Below are 17131 nucleotides of genomic sequence, written 5' to 3'. Positions count from 1 at the left end.
CCAGTCCCCAATTTACCTTGTAATTCTCCGCATATAATTTCCCCACAACTGAGCTGCTTGAGCGCTGCTACCAGATGTAGGGGAATTATTGTCGTTTCCCAGCCAAACACCAGTCACAAGCCGCCGACCGGGGATAAAACCTATGAACCATAAGTCAACGTTTTTATCAGTCGTGCCTGTTTTTCCAGCTTCCCCCAGTCCAATTGCAGCACTACGACCAGTACCTCTTGTGACTACGCCACGCATCAAACTAGTCATCTCATCGGCTACACTATTTGCCAGCACTCGTTTGTTGGCATCTGGATCTTGGTCGAAGGAGTAGATTACACGGCAGGTTTTGATATCATCGCGATCGCGGCAATCACCACTGTCTAAAATTCGGTTAATCGCATGGGGAGGATTCCACACACCACGATTGCCAATAGCGCCAAAAGCACCAGTCATTTCCAAAACATTGACCACACTTTGACCTAATACTAAACCAGGAACTGGATCAAGGGTTGATTTTATTCCCAAACGCTGCGCCATTGCCACGACTCTATTCAGCCCGACTTCTCTGGCAACTCGCAGGGCGATGGGATTTTCTGAAAGAGCCAGCCCGGTGGCAATATCTAAACTAGCGCCAGCACCAGCACGACAGGGTTTATAAGTAAAGCCTTGCCAAGGTAAAGCGGCGCAAGAATAACTTTTTGATTCTGGAATTCCCTGTTGAATAGCAGCAGTGTAAGCAAAAATTTTGAAGGTGGAACCTGGTTGTCTTTTGGCTTGAACAGCACGATTGAACTGACTTTTCCTGTAATCAGTCCCGCCCACCATTGCCAGGATACTGCCTGTACTAGAGTCAAGAGTGACTACAGCCCCTTGAGAAAAATTAAAAGTTCTACCAGAGTTGTTCACCGAATTATTTAATGCTGCTTCTGCTTGACTCTGTATCGCTGGATCAAGCTTTGTTTCAATGATATAATTTCCTTCTCTTGCGGCTCCCTCCCCCAAGATTGATTCAAGCTCAGAGAAGACGTAACTGTAAAAATAAGGAGCGATCGTCTTAGCTTGCTGTTCACAGACTTTAGGACTAACTTGAACAGTGGAGCGTCTAGCTCGGTTCGCATCTTCAGGTTTAATTTTGCCCATCTCCAGCAACCGCTTAATCACGCGATTCCGGTATTCAGCTGCTTCTAGCTTATTTGGCCCATCCCCACAGAAATCGAAAGCGTTGGGAGCAGGTAAAATTCCTACCAAAGTTGCTGCTTCTGCCAAAGTTAATTCTTTAGCCGACTTCTCAAAGTAATAACGGGCTGCATCCTCAAAGCCAGAGGTATCTCCCCCCAAAAAAACCCGATTTAAGTACATCAGCAAAATTTCATCTTTGCTGTAAAAGGTTTCGAGCTTCAAAGCGACAATTGCCTCTCGCAATTTGCGTCCAAGGGTATCCTGTCTTCCTACATACTCGCGGAACAAACTGCGGGCAACTTGCTGGGTAACAGTGCTGGCTCCTTGTTGCACATCTCCGCTGCGGCTATTGATCAACACGGCTCGTAAAATCCCCAGAGGGTCAACCCCAAAGTGCCAGTAGTAACGACTATCTTCTGAAGCCACTACCGCAGAAGGTAAATAAGGGCCAAATTCCTCTAATCGCTTCATGTCTACATGAGAGGTAGTCCGAGGCTCTCTTAGGGGAGTGGCTCCATCACGGGCGTAAACAACTACTGGAGCGCGTGTAGCTGTAGGTAGGGGTTTAACTTGAAATTTTAGCCATTCTACGCCAATCACTAACGCTAACAGGGCACTAACACCGCCAACACCATAAGCTGTCCAACTGGCAGCTTTGACATACCAAGCTGGTGGATCGACGTATTGCAACCGCACAGAAGCGGCGAGTTCTGGGGGACCCAGAGTAAGAATATCGCCGTGACGCAGTTCCAGGGAATTAACACGACGCTTGCCCCGATAAATGCCATTGGTAGAGTTTTCGTCTTTGATGACGAAAACTGGTGTGCGCTGAGTAGAATTCCGCGATAGCGATAGGTGAATTTGGCTGACAACAGGGTTACGGATGACGATATCGCTGGATTTGGAGCTACGACCTAGAATATAGCGATCGCCCAACAGTGGATATACCTCTGCCTTATCCGCCCCCGCATCCTGCACCCAGAGTTCCGGTACTTTGGCATTAGGCTTGAGCGCCAATTTAGAAAAATCGACCCTAGCTTGAATAGTATGTACTGCTTGAGTCAGTTGACCAAGTAACGTTTGTGGCTTTTGAGGGGGTTGGGGAAAACTCATCGGCTATTCACATCACAGTTTTTAGTGAAGAATCGGGCGAATTACAATTTTAGATGTTAGTCTTTCATCATTTTACTCATAAGCCAAAGCATAAATTTTTTATACGGTACTTTTTGAGCTAATTTATACTTGCAACCAGCTTAAGTCCAGAATTAGTTTGTTATTTTTGTAACTTATTTACAGATGCACATTTTTTTCTCCATTCTCAAAGGCTTATCTGATATATATTACTAGTTATATAACTACAGTCATTACTTTTATTGTTGTATTTATAAACACTAGTTTTCGGGAGACAGCAGATTTAATTTTTACCAATTTTACATATCCATATATTTTGAAACAAACCTAAATATATTCATTTAGGAAGATTTTCTAAATCTTATTGTCTGTTTTAATGGGCCGAGTGTTCCGTTTAGGTTAATTACAGAATGATGGGAAAATCTCTGACTCTGATTGGTGCGGCTTTATCTTTGGCATTCACCACTAATATTGCCGTAGCCGAATCCAGTAAATCCCCCATAGCCCAATCCAGTAGCGACTCTACTAGTGCACCAACGGAAATCAAGATGTCGCCAGAAGGAATGAAAATTCTGTGCGAGTATTTTCCACTCAACTCCCGTTGTTCCGGTGGCACAGCAGTCACCCCTAGCGCTCCTGGTAGCACTACAGTTCCGGCAGAAACCACGCCTGATAGCATCACCACGCCCGATAGCACAACTCCTGATAGCACCACCACTCCTGATAGCACAACAGCACCAGGAACCATCACCCCAACTGAACCTGGCACTCCTAGCAATTTAACTCCAGCACCAGGAACCGTCACTCCAACTGAACCTGGCACTCCTGGTAGCACAACAGCACCAGGAACCATCACCCCAACTGAACCTGGCACTCCTAGCAACTTAACTCCAGCACCAGGAACCGTCACCCCAAATGAACCTGGTACTCCTGGTAGCACTACCGAACCAGGAAGCTCAACTTCACCTGAGTCTGGTACTCCTGGCAGCACTACCGAACCAGGTATGAGTTCTCCGAGTACAATTCCAGGCTCTAGTTCGCCAAACACTCCTACCCCAGGTAATTAAATTAAAAGCTGGGGCATAATCTGAATACTAGTTTGTCTTCAGCGATTGTCAGTGCATCTTGACTTCTTACACCAGTTATGTGAACTGGTATAAGATGAAAAATCAAAATCGCTAAAACCAATAAATTAAGTCCTCGCATATAAGACTGAGCAAGGATTTCAAAAATCGATAGCCTGGGATGATTAATCCCAGGCTTAATAGTTTAATGCGACCTGCCAGTTGAAGTTGGTGTTTTTTGCAAGGAAGCAATTAACAGGCAAACAATACCGATACTGATAAATGAGTCAGCCACATTAAATACAGCAAAGTTAATCAGGCGAAAATCAAGAAAATCAACGACGTAGCCTAAAACAAAGCGATCAATACCGTTGCCCATAGCTCCACCTAAAATCAAGCCATAGCCCAACTGATCCCATAAGTTTAACGTTGGGCCAAACAAGGCCAACGCTATCAATACTAAACTCACTCCTAAAGATAGCCATCGCAACCACTCTACTTTCCCACTTAACAAACTAAAAGCAGCACCAGTGTTAGTGACATAGGTGAAGTGAAATATCCCAGGTAAGAGTGGTAGTGTCTGCCCTAAGCTAAAGGTTTGCACCACCCAGTATTTTGTTATTTGGTCTAAGAAAAAAGCTATGAAGGCAGCGATCCAGAAAAGGCGATTTTTTAAACGCATGGTGAATTAGTCATTGGTCATTGGTCATTGGTCATTATTGAGGCAGCACAGTTGCTATTCCTCCCTTTGGGAGAAGGCGAGCCACTGCGTTAGGAACTCTCCTAAAGTTGTAGCAAGTTGTGTGGAAACCACGTCAGTTCCTTCTCCCAAGGGGAGATGTTGCGCGTAGCTTGCCTTCCTTCCCAGGAGGGATACAAGTTGGGCATTGCCTACCCAACGCAGCCGCTCATAGGAGCTACTGGTGATAACGTAGCGTTAGCAATTCCTTTCCCAAGGGGAGACACCGAAGGCAAACGAGCGTCACGCGTAAGGGTCATTCATTGGTCATGAGCTTTTGACAAATGACAAAGGACGAAAGACAATAAATTAATAAAACATTAAATGACGCAATACATATGCTATTACAGTAACGGCACAGACCACAGTTAGTTGCCCTGGTAGTGCAAACCAGGAATATCTGAGGATTGTTTGCATCAAGGGTAGATTTTCTGTGCCTTTCCACTGAAAAATATAGCTAATAATCAAATAAGTAATACCGCATAGATGGAGAGTTAACAAGCCACAGATGCAACTAAAGGCGAGAGTTTCCAGCCGAGGTCTAGCTTTAAAAGCGAACAAGCCACAAATCCAAGCTCCAGGAATAAAGCCTAGCAAATAGCCAAATTGAGATAACTTGATATAACCGATACCGCCGCCATCGGCAAATACTGGTAATAACGTTAAACCCATCACTAAATAAGCAATTTGCGACAGGGCACCGGCATTTTTGCCCCCTAAGCAACCTACCAGTAGCACTGCACCAATTTGAAAAGTGACACCTAAAGAAAAAGTCTGAATTCCGTGCCTACTCCAACTCCAGGGTAAGGTGATGCCATAAGCTTCTAGGAAAGTACCACCCATTGTCAGGAGTAAGCCAATCATAGACCATAGTAATTGATTGGAAGCAGCAAACATTTATCAGACAACCAGGGAAAGGCAAAAGAAAAAACCAACAGGAACCAGTATAAACATTAATCTATGAACTCTCCCACCTTAGCTTTGCTTATACTGCTAGCTTCCTTCCCCGTAGGGGTATGCAGAACCCAAATGGCAAGGAGGGGTTTCAATCTTACTGCGGAATACCTTACCTTAAAGCTGCTTGTTAATTGATAATTTATAGCAGTAAATTTATTTAAAAATGTGCAATCTCAAAAAAATATTCAAAACGTACCCAAATTATTATTTGTATTTTACTTTGTGCAACACTAATTAATGGTATAATTTGTATCATAATTTTAAGGCTTTATCCGTCTTAATATGTGCCTTTGCTAACTTTATTTTTAGGAATTATAAGTATGTATTAGCATTTACTTAACCGTTTGTTAACCTTTGTCTTACTTTTGGGTGCTAATGTTCATACTGTTAATCCATAGCATCATTTATAAAGATCCTTATGTTCTCTTCAAAGGTGCAGTTGGTTGCTCCCCTGGTTGCTCTAGCAATTGGTATTGGCTCTTGCGGCGATAATAATCAAGCTTCTAACAACTCTAGCCCAGCAGCTGATGGCGGCGCTACCCCAGCCACCAACACAGCAACCGGATCAAATTTATCTGGAAAAGTCCAGATTGATGGTTCTAGTACCGTCTATCCTATTTCTGAGGCGATGGCAGAAGAGTTTCAAAAGGCTAATCCTGGGGTGCAAGTTACTGTGGCTTCCTCTGGTACAGGTGGCGGCTTCAAGAAATTCTGTGCGGGTGAAACTGATATTTCTAATGCTTCCCGCCCCATTAAGCCGGAAGAAGTGGAACTATGTAAAAAAGGTAATATCGAGTACATTGAATTGCCAATTGCTTACGATGGTCTATCTGTAGTGGTTAACCCCCAAAACAACTTTGCAGCTTGCCTCAAAGTTGATGAACTAAAGAAAATGTGGGAACCTGCGGCTCAAGGCAAAATTACCCAATGGAACCAAATTAACCCGAAATTTCCTGCACAGAAAATAGGTTTGTATGGCCCTGGTACTGACTCTGGTACTTACGACTATTTCACTCAAGCCGTTGTGGGTAAAGAAGGGCAAAGCCGAGGGGATTTCACTGCTAGTGAAGATGACAACACCCTGGTACAGGGTGTGAGCGCTGATCAAGGTGGTATAGCCTTCTTTGGCTATGCCTATTATGAGAACAACAAAGAGAAGTTAAAGCTGGTTGGCATTGATGGTGGTAAGGGCTGTGTTCAGCCAAGTCCACAAACCATCGGCGATGGTACTTATCAGCCGCTTTCGCGCCCAGAGTTTATCTACGTTAAGAAAACTGCGGCGACTCGTCCTGAAGTCAAGGCTTTTGTTGATTTCAATTATGCTCCAGCAAACCAAAAGCTAGTTACAGAAGTGGGCTATGTACCTTTACCTAGCGATTTACTGACTGAAGTTCAGGGACGCTTTAATAGTGGAAAAGTCGGTTCGATTTTTGAGGGTAAGGGTTCTCAAGTGGGTGTTACTTTAAAAGACCTTCTCAAGCAAGAAAAGTAAGAGTTATCCACTAATTACTTTTCTGAAAATGCGAGTTTATCTGCACAATTTGTACTAAGCCCTAGTAGCTGGAAGTAGGAGCTTGTCAAAAAAAGTCTGCTTATACTGGCTTTATTTAAGGCTTATGGTCTTGAAAGTAAGCTTTATTTCCAGCCTAAGGCCAGTTCTCATAGAATGGTAGTGTGTCCATACATACAAAGAGAGTTTGAATTTATGAGGTTGTCCGTAAATGACTTACAACCCGTTATCTAATCAACCAGGTAATTCCAACTTATGGCAGCCCAATCGGACTTTGAGTAAACGAGTAGAAACTGGCGTCAAAGTCCTGTTCGCTTTGTTTGCTTTGATCTCGGTTGTAACCACGATTGGCATTGTCTTAACACTGATTTTTGAGACTGTTGAATTTTTTCAAGAAGTTTCGATCTGGCAGTTTTTAACAGACACACAATGGACACCGCTGTTTACTAATAAGCAGTTCGGAATCATGGTGCTAATTAGCGCCACATTGCTCATATCTGTAATTGCGATCGCAGTAGCATTACCACTAGGATTGTTAGCTGCCATCTGCTTAAGTGAGTATGCTCCAGCTAAACTTCGCAAATGGCTAAAGCCAGCTCTAGAAGTATTGGCAGGAGTACCCACTGTTGTGTTTGGTTACTTTGCATTGTTCACAGTTACACCCTTTCTTCAAACATTCATCCCAGGGATGCAGGGATTCAATGCTTTGAGTGCAGGTATAGTATTGGGAATTTCGATTATTCCTCTGGTAGCTTCTTTGAGTGAAGACGCTCTTTATTCAGTTCCGCGTAGTTTGCGGGAAGGTGCCTATGCATTGGGATCAACTAAGCGGGAAACAATTATTTCAGTAGTGTTACCAGCGGCTTTATCTGGGATAGTAGCTTCTTTTATCTTGGCTATTTCCCGCGCGATTGGTGAAACAATGATTGTTACTATCGCGGCTGGTCAAAATCCTCAGTTGGGCTTAAATCCGCTAGTGCCGATTCAGACAATGACAGCATACATTGTCCAAGTAAGTAAAGGAGACACACCAGCAGGCTCACTGGCCTATAAAACTATTTTTGCGGTGGGTATGACTTTATTTCTCATAACATTAGCCCTAAATATTTTTAGTTACTGGTTTGTTCGTCGCTTCCGGGAGAAATACGAATGACAAAGGGCAATATTCACTCTACAAATCTGTCTGACTCTGGGGCAAATCCGAACTTTAACCTATCGATCAATAAACGCTACAACCTTGACAAAGTTTTTGCGATCGCTACTTGGGTTGCAACTTTATTTGCGTTGTTGATATTAGCCATTTTGCTCATTGATGTCTTAACTGACGGTCTTGGACGCTTGAATTGGTCTTTTCTTACCAGTTTTTCCTCGCGTCGTGCCTCTTCTTCTGGAGTATTAGCTCCCTTAGTTGGTACTATTTGGCTCTTGGTAATAACGGCTTTAATTTCATTTCCTTTAGGAGTAGGCGCAGGAATTTTCTTAGAAGAGTATGCCCAGGACAACTGGTTTACTCGGTTAATTGAAATCAATATTGCAAATTTAGCCGCAGTGCCATCAATTATTTATGGCTTGCTGGGCTTACAAATTTTTGTGCGGGTAATGGAACCAATAACTAAGGGACGCACAGTGCTAGCTGGTGCTTTAACTTTAAGTTTATTGATTCTACCAATTATCATCATTACTACTCGTGAAGCGCTACGTGCGGTTCCCGATAGTTTGCGACAAGCAGGTTTTGCCCTTGGTGCTAACAGGTGGCAAATCATCCGAGAACAAATTTTCCCCATTGCTTTACCGGGTATACTTACCGGTACTATTCTGGCACTTTCACGAGCGATCGGTGAGACGGCTCCATTGATTGTAATTGGGGCTGTTGGGTTTATTACTTTCTTGCCTCAGCTTTCTCCACAAGGTTTGCAAAGTTCTTTTACAGCACTGCCAATTCAAATTTTTGACTGGGTTTCTCGCCCTCAAGTAGAGTTTCACCAGAATGCTGCTGCTGGTATTGTTGTTTTGATGATTGTGCTGCTGTTAATGAATTCAACAGCAATATTTTTACGCAATAAATTCCAGCAGTCACGCTAAATAAATCGACCTCATTTAAATGTAGATTTTCAGGATTTACCTGAAATTTTTGTATGGTATCAAGCTCAAAAACCGCTACTTCCGAGAATATTTTACAAGCTGAACAATTATCTGTTTTCTATGGTAATTTCAAAGCAGTTCGTGATGTTAACCTAAACATTGGCAAAAATAAAATTACTGCTCTTATTGGTCCTTCTGGATGCGGTAAAAGCACTGTACTAAGATGTTTTAACCGTTTAAATGACTTGATTCCTGGTGCACGAATTGAAGGAAGAATTACCTTTGGTGAAACCGATATTTATGACAAAAGAATTGACACAGTAGAATTACGCCGTCGGGTTGGTATGGTTTTTCAAAAGCCTAACCCCTTTCCAAAGTCAATTTATGAAAATATCGCCTTTGGAGCACGGATTAATGGTTATCGCGGTGATATGGATGAATTGGTAGAGCGGAGTTTACGGCAAGCTGCTTTATGGGATGAAGTTAAGCACAAACTCAAACAAAGTGGTTTATCTATATCTGGTGGTCAACAGCAACGCTTGTGCATTGCTCGTGCGCTCGCAATTCAACCAGAGGTTTTGCTAATGGATGAACCCTGCTCTGCTCTTGACCCAATTTCAACTTTGCGGGTTGAAGAATTACTCCAAGAACTGAAGTCCCAATATACCATTATTATCGTCACCCATAATATGCAACAAGCCGCACGGGTGTCTGATATGACAGCCTTTTTCAATGCACAGGCGACAGAAACGGGCAGCAAAATGGGATATCTGGTCGAATACAACTTTACAGAGAATATTTTTAACAATCCTCAACAGGAAGATACCCGAGATTACGTCAGTGGCAAATTTGGATAAAGAAATATTTCACATTGTTGATGTTAGAACAATGAGGGATACTCAAAAATAAAAGCTGTGCGATATTCCTCTAGTTTTTTATTTCTTTGCCAAGGTTGGCGATCGCTTGATCAATTATGACTGTTACTTAGTCAAGAAAAGCAATAATTAAGCTGTTTAACATAAGACTTGCGTTAGCTGGTTAGGAAAGACAACATACCCACTCCAAAATAGACCGACTAACGTAGTATTAGCATTAGATCGACTTGCTATTTGCTATTTATTATCTACTTGTAGATATTGTAATAACTAAATAAGTGACGTGAATAATTAAAGGCTTGTAGTAAGCGGCTCTAGCCGCTTACTACAAGCCAATTTATATAATTAATTTTACATTATGTAACATAGTTGAATTTATTCTTGCCCACTTACTTACATAGTAGGCATTGGATAATTGAAATAGTTATTTATCTAACTGGTTATTTTACCAAGCCGAGACTTACTTGTTGTAATAGTATAATTTGCTAAAACTTTACCTAATTTAACAAGGGAATTTCGCCCTAAGTCTTTTTAATTCAGATACAGTTTCAGTTCACGCTCTATTCACTATTGCGTTTTAGAGCTTTTTCTAAGCGGGCGGCGGGAATCGAACCCGCATTAATAGCTTGGAAGGCTATAGTTTTACCACTAAACTACGCCCGCAGTTTTCCAACTTTATAATTATAACACAGATTTTGCAAAAATCCAAGTCAATTATTTAGTTAGTTGGAATTGGCAGCTTGGATTGTGATCCGTACAAAAAGATTGCTCAAATCTGGTTTTGTGCCATCGTTGTTCTGAGCAGCAACAAAGTTTTCTGTTTTGAAAACCTCGTTGAGAACTCGCTCATATGTGATTTTTTCACTTTGCAGTGTTGCTGGTTCTATTTCTAGAACTACAGCCTGTTGAAAGTTGCCATTGTGATCAATTACTAAGCTAGCAAGGATCTGTGCAGGCTTAACTTCGGAATCGCTTGGTAGAAAACTTGAATCCAACTGTTTTGTGGTGCTTCCGCTGTATCTAGCGATAACGTCAGGTAAAGCATCTTGTCGAAATCCTCTTGTTTCTATCAAGTTACTCATTTCATCTCTAGACAAAGGATCTACTATTACTAGCGATGCTCCCTCTGTCGGAGTTAGTGGAGTTTCTCTAGTTCGAGTTGGTGAAGTTTCTCTAGTCGGGGTTGGTGGAGTTTCCTTAGTCGGAGTTGCTGGAGTTTCCCTAGTGGGAGTTGGTAAAGTTTCCCTAGTCGGGGTTGGCGGAGTTCCCTTAGTCGGAGTTGCTGGAGTTTCCCTAGTGGGAGTTGGTAAAGTTTCCCTAGTCGGAGTTGCTGGAGTTTTTCTGTTTTCAGGTTCCGAAACTGGTGGATTTGATGGAATACCTGTTGGTAGTAGCGTTCCCTTTCCCAATTTGATTTCTTGACGGCGGTTCCAAGGTAGATTAACGACTGGAACTGTAGGTGTCGGTGTTGGTATCGGTGTAGATTTCGGTATTGGGGTCGATGTAAATGTCGGTGTCTGTGTCGGTGTGGCTGTAGGTGTAAATGTCGGCGTAGGAACTCTCCGTTGGCTAAAGGGTTGCTTATGAGGTTGAGAGGCGTAAGTTCGGCTCTTTTGCTGGAAATTATTATCAGCAGAATTTATTGCGCCAAAATCTTGATTTCTGGGCATGGTTCGTGCTGTTTGTGGTGAACGCGCTAGTACAGACTTTTGATTTGCGGATGCTGGCTTTGGCGAAACTATTTTAGCTGTTGTTTTTGTCTTGGGAGCAATGTCTATTAATTCAATGGGAACAGCAGATTCACTTTGCTGGGGAAACCACAGACTAAATGCATTAGATGAGCGCATCAGCCAGAACGCCAGTAAGTGCAGAGAGACTGAACCTATAACGACAGAAATCCACAAAGCTGGTGGATCGGTGTGTCGCCTCCAGACCTTGGCTGGAATTGGAGTTTTGTCTGCAACTGATGGTGTCATACTATAGAAACTGGATATGATTAGGCACTCTTACTCATTGGTAATGCTTTAAAATACCAGTCTAAATTTTAGCGATTAACAATTAGCTCTGGTTTAACAGCGAAGGTCAAAACTGTTTCATCTACTCCTTTAAGTTCTAGCGGACTACCTTTAGTAATTTCTTCTTCTTGCAAATAATCTGCCACAGCTGCAGAAACCAGGATAGTACCGGGAACAGCCGCAGCTTGCAACCTTGCAGCAATATTCACACTTGGACCAATGGCAGTATAATCGGCACGTTCAGCGCTACCAAACATCCCCACAACAGCAGTACCTTGGTGGATACCGCACCGGAACTGTACGCTAGTAAGTTTGTCACCATCGAATACACCTTGGTCTCGCCAGCGCTGGTTCAAGTCAGCTAGTGAGCGGTGCATTGCTCTTGCTGTGTTGATAGCACGACGCACCTGTTCATTAGGGGTTAGTTCTTCCGGCGCTCCGTATAAAGCTAAGATAGCATCTCCCATAAATTTATCTACAGTGCCGCCATTGCCAAATACAACCTTGGTCATGGCTTCTAAATATTCATTTAGTAACTCTGCTACTCGCCGGGATCTGAGAGTATTTGCTAGCTGTGTAAAACCCACAATGTCACTAAACAAAACAGTAATTAAGCGTGGTTCTGGGCGCAAATCTAACGTTAAATCTCCAGTTGCGGCTTTTTGTACCAATACAGCCGGTAAAAAGCGTTTTAACACCGATTCTGTTAGATAAGTATTTAATTCCACGATTCGGCGTTCATTTTCCTTCAATGCTAAAAGATTCCGAACTTCCGCCAAAAGTTCCCGATCATTGAATGGTTTTGCTAAATAAGCATCCGCACCATGTTCTGTACCTTCGATGCGGGTTTCCTCGTCTACTTTCGCTGTCAACAGAATGATTGGTATTCCTTTCAACTTCTCCTCATTGCGGATCATCTGAATCATCTCAAGTCCGCTCACCAAGGGCATCATTAAATCAGTCACAATCAAGCTGGGTATAATTTCCTTAGCTATACCGTGCCCTTCATAACCGTTACGGGCTGTGCGTACATAATAGCCGTTGCGGCGGAAAATATCGGATACATAGGTTCGCAAATCCGGGTTGTCATCTACAACTAAAATTGAGTGCTGAGTCTTAAGTGCTGAGTCTTGAGTATCAACATTGGGGGAGAAATTTAGTGTAATATCTTCAATATTGCCTGTTGTTGCCTCTAACAGTTCTAAATCAGCCAATTCTACACTAGCTCGGCTTGTATTCAGTTCAGTAGGCGTTTCTAGTACTTGTTGTGCGGGTAAATGAGCATTTCCACTAACAAGCCATAAACTAAAGGTAGTACCTTCGCCGTAAACTGATTCCACTGTGACTTGACCACCATGTAGTTCTACCAATTCTTTAACTAAAGCTAAACCCAAACCACTGCCTTCATACGAGCGGTTTGCTGAACCTTCAGCTTGGCGGAAGCGCTCAAATAGGTGGGGAATTTGTTCTTTAATAATCCCAATTCCAGTATCTTGTACTTGTAATATGCAACGATCATGTTCAGATTTTAGTCTGACACTGATTGTGCCACCTTCAGGAGTGAACTTCATGGCATTTGACAGGAGGTTGTAAACCACCTTGTCAAATTTTTCCATATCCAAGTACACCGTAGAACATTCATCTAACTGGGTGGCGAGATGCAGTCCTTTTTTCTCACAGTAGGGACGAAAAGATTCAACAATTTGGCTAACAAATTCGACTAGATCGCAAGGGCGGAAACTAGGCTGCATTCTCCCCGCATCCAGGCGTTGTAAATCCAATAGTTGATTTACCAGTCGCAGCAGGCGGCGGGAGTTACGTAGAGCGATCGCACTTTGGGAGTAAGATAATCCTTCACCAGCCGCCACCGCCGACTCTAAAGGCCCTTGAATCAAGGTGATGGGTGTGCGAAACTCATGGGAGATATTTTGGAAAAATTCAGTTTTTTGTTTGTCTAATTCCAGTAAGCGTTCAGCTTGTTGGCGAGTTTTTTGATACAGATGTGACTGCTGCACAGCGATCGCTGCTTGAGATGCTACTGCTTTAGCCAAATCGATATCAGATGACAGCCATCGGCGTACTTTTTTACCCTCGTGTAAAGTAATACTACCGATACATTTCCCATCAGCCAATAATGGCACAAACATTAGCGATCGCGCTGGCATTTTTAAAGGCAAATTAAAACCCTGCACATCTGAGGGAGAATGGCTCACATTACCAATTACCACAGGTTCATGTGTCTGTAGCATTTGTTGGAGGATTGGATTTTCCTGTATAGATGATTGAGAATAAGGTAATCTCTGAGTTGGTAGGTGATTATTGCTACTAAGATTATTATCTAGAACTGGCAACTGCGGCGAGCTGTGCCTACGCAAATTCTCCGAATGTTGAAAACTGTCATACAAGCCCACACATTCGACAAACTCATCTTCCTCTGTCCACAAAGACAGGACGCAGCCATCGACTTGTAAGGCTTGTCCCAATTGCTGGGTGATAGCGGCAAAAATATCTTGGGGGTCTAAGCTAGAGCGAATCGCGCTAGTAATTGTATTAATTAAGCTCTCTCGCTTGGCAAGGGCACGTACTTGTTCGTAAGCATAAGCTTGAGACAAAGCTAAAGCTGCCTGATCCGCCACCATTAACACTAACTGCACCTCATCATCCCCCCAGAAGCGAGGCAGAGAACACTGATGTAGTGCTAGCACTGCCATCAGTTCTTGTTGGCAGATCAATGGCACAACTAAACTAGAGCAAATGTTAGCGGCAATAAAAGCTGCCCCACGTTGGCGCAGTTCGGGAGTATTACCGTGAATACGCTCATCATCAGTTACATCGTGAATCACCTGGACTTCGCGGGTTTCCCACACCGTCTGAGCCAAAAGAGGCAGAGGGGCAGAGGTTGAGAAGGACGCAGCAGAAAAATTATTTGCCTGCACCTCTGCTTGTTCAGAAAGAGCCTTCTGATAAATGAATCCTTTATCCGCTAACTGCTCATCTTGGAAGGGACGCAACAGGCAAACATCCACCTCCAACATATGACCCACTGTATCTACAATCGCCTGCAAAATTTGGCGATAGTCTAAAGCACTGCGAATCGTATTTGTAACGGTATTCAGCAGCGATTCTTGTCGGAGTGTGCGAGTAAGTTCGCGGGTGCGGGCTTTAAGGATATTGTGAGTATCCAAAGCTTGGCGTACCACTGCTTTGAGTTCCTCAGCTTCCCACGGTTTGGTGACATATTTAAATACCTTACCAGCGTTAATTGCTTCCACCAAGTCTTCGACATCGGTGTAGCCAGTTAAAATAATCCGGATAATATCTGGATATTGAGTTGCTGTCAGGCTCAAAAATTCTGTACCGCTCATCATCGGCATCCGCTGATCGGAGATGATCACTGCGACCTCCCCCTCTTGAGCCAGCAGATCGAGTGCCGCAGGGCCAGAGTTTGCCCTTAGCACCTTATAGTCGCGATAGAAAGTGCGGTAAAGCAAGTCAAGGTTGTCTGGTTCATCATCGACAACCAAAATTTTAGGCTTACTGTTTGCTTGGGATTTCATGCACCGCTTTCCTGCTGCAACGGCAGTCGGATAAAGAATAATCTGATCAGGTAAGTATTTTTCTGAGTCAGGTAAGAGCAGAGCATTTCGACCAATAAGGCTGTTTGGCTACATGACTGCTGAGTGTAGGAGCGTTTACTCACAGTAATTCGTCTCAATGGCGTATGCCGATTACCGTTTGCTTTGGTGCAGTGTAATTGCTTTCATAGTCAGTTTTAGTGTTATGGAGTCGATGCTTGCTTGCAAAATCTTGCTTCACCTCCTGTGAGCAACGCCTGATACTACATACAGCACTCATAGCTGGCTGAAAAATCCAGATGAAGCTGCATATTAAGTTTTCCCTCCGCAGCAGTTGTACTAACACTTGCAGGTAAATTTTATTTATGGTAGTCATGGTAGAGTCAAAAAAATTAAAACAATAAGATTTAAAGCCAAAGTATACTATTAGACAAATGCCTCTTTCTAATTTAGCAATCAGAACTATCATTAAGACAAGTGGTAGTGGTTAAGAAGTTAGGGATAATCTTGTAGATTCTTCCCCACTAACTGTACAGCCCGTTCCTATGACTTAGTATCAGAGTCCCGTTAGTGTAGCGGCAATTGCATAAAAAAATTCAGTACTGCAACCAAAGTTTGTCGGTAGTGTACTTACTTAACAATTTTTTAGGTAATGCCTATGGGCAGGTTATGCTATTTGTCTACCCATTTACATAAACCTGTACGAATTTACAGATGCTTTTGTGGTAAACAGACTGATATTCTTCCTACCTAAAGCAAAGTATGCACCTGAACCTACTGAACTTAAGATTGTAGATGTATGAAGCTGTAACTTCTAAGACTCTTTCAAACTTACAGGCTATAAAGCCCCAAACTAAATTGTAAAACTTTGTATGATCCACAAGCAAAAGTGAATTAGCAATCTTAGGTTAGTTCAAGCTCCTGGGCAAATATATAGTTTTTCTTCAGCTTAAATGGTGTTTGAGGATATTTGAAAAAATTTTCGTTGAATAAAATCAATACTAAACTAGCCTTGAAATATCGGTTTTTTCATCCATACCAGCAACAGCCAATCGATCCAGCGTGCTGTCAATTTCAAATTCGTACAGCTACATCTGCTGATTTGATCGGTGTTTCCCAAATTATTGCTGAAAGCTTTCACTCCCAACAGGGTATGTGGGGATGGGCTTTTCCATTACTACGTCTGGGTATTTACGAAGACTTAAGGCATCGCATTGCATCACCCCCGCCGCGTCATATTTGTTTAGTCGCCTTTGAAGCTACTACTGGTGCGGCTAATAATTTAGTGGGAAGTGTGGAACTGGGTGTACGTTACAGTGATTCGTGGAGCCAGGTTGGCACGGGTTTTCCTTACTTATCCAATTTAGCAGTTCACCCACAATACCGGAGACATGGTGTGGCTTCAGGCTTACTGGCTAGCTGTGAAAAAGTTTCTCGTGAGTGGGGATTTCAAGACTTATATCTTCACGTTTTGGAAAATAACCATCAAGCAAGGCAACTTTATTTTAAGCTGGGATATCGGGTGCATAAAGTCGAATCTAATTGGAATACATTTTTCATAAGGCGCTCAAGCCAAATGTTATTGCACAAGCATCTGAGGGCTGATTCGATTATTTAAATTTTATTTTGGCAATTATAAATTTTGATATTGTGAGTACTTTGGAAAAAATCAATCACCAATATCGACAATCAAAGCACAAAGTTACCTAATTAAAAACTCAGTTAGCCAAGATTAGCTAAATAGGTAGATGTATATAGCTTCAGATAATTATTTTAATGATATTTAATGTGAATATTTTACGGTTATTACTATTTTTCATATTAGTTAAAATATAAGTTTTTAAGATTTACTTGGAATGATTAAATATTAAATTTTGTCTTTTTTATTGGTCATGAAATAACAAATATCTTAAAGTTTCTTATATAGATAAATAAATTAATTATAATGAAAATAGCTGTACAGTTACCCTTAGGGAATTAGCAATAGCTCATAATAACTTTGTAATTAAGTTA

General features: G+C 42.3%; 12 protein-coding genes and 1 tRNA gene. 5 read left to right on the top strand and 8 right to left on the bottom strand.

Annotated features, from left to right (window positions below; all coding sequences use genetic code 11):
• Positions 1-12: 12 nt before the first annotated feature.
• The 4 genes from H6G92_RS07790 to H6G92_RS07775 all read right to left on the bottom strand — a co-directional run bounded on the left by H6G92_RS07790 (position 13) and on the right by H6G92_RS07775 (position 5001).
• A complete protein-coding gene (locus H6G92_RS07790; protein ID WP_190892526.1) occupies positions 13-2283 on the bottom strand; it encodes a transglycosylase domain-containing protein in 2271 nt (756 codons plus the stop codon).
• Between the two features lie 421 nt (positions 2284-2704).
• Positions 2705-3349 (bottom strand): hypothetical protein, encoded by a 645-nt coding sequence (locus tag H6G92_RS07785; RefSeq protein WP_190892515.1) that lies wholly within the window; start codon positions 3347-3349, stop codon positions 2705-2707.
• A gap of 221 nt (positions 3350-3570) precedes the next feature.
• Positions 3571-4047, bottom strand: a complete 477-nt coding sequence (gene lspA / locus H6G92_RS07780; protein ID WP_190892513.1) for a signal peptidase II — start codon at positions 4045-4047, stop codon at positions 3571-3573.
• A gap of 366 nt (positions 4048-4413) precedes the next feature.
• Positions 4414-5001, bottom strand: a complete 588-nt coding sequence (locus H6G92_RS07775) for a biotin transporter BioY (protein ID WP_190892511.1) — start codon at positions 4999-5001, stop codon at positions 4414-4416.
• A gap of 478 nt (positions 5002-5479) precedes the next feature.
• Here H6G92_RS07775 and H6G92_RS07770 point away from each other — a divergent pair, with 478 nt between their 5' ends.
• The 4 genes from H6G92_RS07770 (at position 5480) to pstB (ending at position 9510) form a co-directional block, all read left to right on the top strand.
• Positions 5480-6553, top strand: coding sequence for a PstS family phosphate ABC transporter substrate-binding protein (locus H6G92_RS07770; protein WP_190892508.1), 1074 nt, complete (start codon positions 5480-5482; stop codon positions 6551-6553).
• A 229-nt stretch (positions 6554-6782) separates the two neighbouring features.
• Positions 6783-7724 (top strand): phosphate ABC transporter permease subunit PstC, encoded by a 942-nt coding sequence (gene pstC / locus H6G92_RS07765; RefSeq protein ID WP_190892506.1) that lies wholly within the window; start codon positions 6783-6785, stop codon positions 7722-7724.
• The gene (pstA, locus tag H6G92_RS07760) at positions 7721-8653 is read left to right on the top strand and encodes a phosphate ABC transporter permease PstA (RefSeq protein WP_190892503.1); all 933 of its coding nucleotides are present in this window, start codon (positions 7721-7723) and stop codon (positions 8651-8653) included. Before pstC ends, pstA begins: the two co-directional genes overlap by 4 nt.
• A 53-nt stretch (positions 8654-8706) precedes the next feature.
• The gene (gene pstB, locus H6G92_RS07755) at positions 8707-9510 is read left to right on the top strand and encodes a phosphate ABC transporter ATP-binding protein PstB (RefSeq protein WP_190892501.1); all 804 of its coding nucleotides are present in this window, start codon (positions 8707-8709) and stop codon (positions 9508-9510) included.
• A gap of 610 nt (positions 9511-10120) precedes the next feature.
• On the opposite strand, the gene H6G92_RS07750 is transcribed toward pstB, so the two are convergent.
• From H6G92_RS07750 to H6G92_RS07735, 4 genes are all read right to left on the bottom strand, one after another.
• A tRNA-Gly gene (locus H6G92_RS07750) sits at positions 10121-10191 on the bottom strand.
• A 59-nt stretch (positions 10192-10250) separates the two neighbouring features.
• Complete coding sequence (locus tag H6G92_RS07745; RefSeq protein ID WP_190892499.1) at positions 10251-11504, bottom strand: hypothetical protein; 1254 nt, start codon at positions 11502-11504, stop codon at positions 10251-10253.
• Positions 11505-11572: 68 nt separating this feature from the next.
• Positions 11573-15100, bottom strand: coding sequence for a response regulator (locus tag H6G92_RS07740; protein WP_190892497.1), 3528 nt, complete (start codon positions 15098-15100; stop codon positions 11573-11575).
• 154 nt (positions 15101-15254) lie between these two features.
• On the bottom strand, positions 15255-15494 hold the full coding sequence (locus H6G92_RS07735; RefSeq protein WP_190892494.1) for a hypothetical protein: 240 nt from the start codon (positions 15492-15494) through the stop codon (positions 15255-15257).
• Positions 15495-16103: 609 nt separating this feature from the next.
• On the opposite strand from H6G92_RS07735, the gene H6G92_RS07730 reads away from it, so the two are divergent.
• A complete protein-coding gene (locus tag H6G92_RS07730) occupies positions 16104-16736 on the top strand; it encodes a GNAT family N-acetyltransferase (protein ID WP_242059066.1) in 633 nt (210 codons plus the stop codon).
• Positions 16737-17131 lie beyond the last annotated feature (395 nt).

Source organism: Nostoc foliaceum FACHB-393, from assembly GCF_014698505.1.
GTDB classification, from domain to species: Bacteria; Cyanobacteriota; Cyanobacteriia; order Cyanobacteriales; family Nostocaceae; genus Nostoc; species Nostoc foliaceum_A.
Note: the sequence above shows the minus strand (reverse complement) of the source record. Positions and strands in the feature narration are given on the sequence as shown.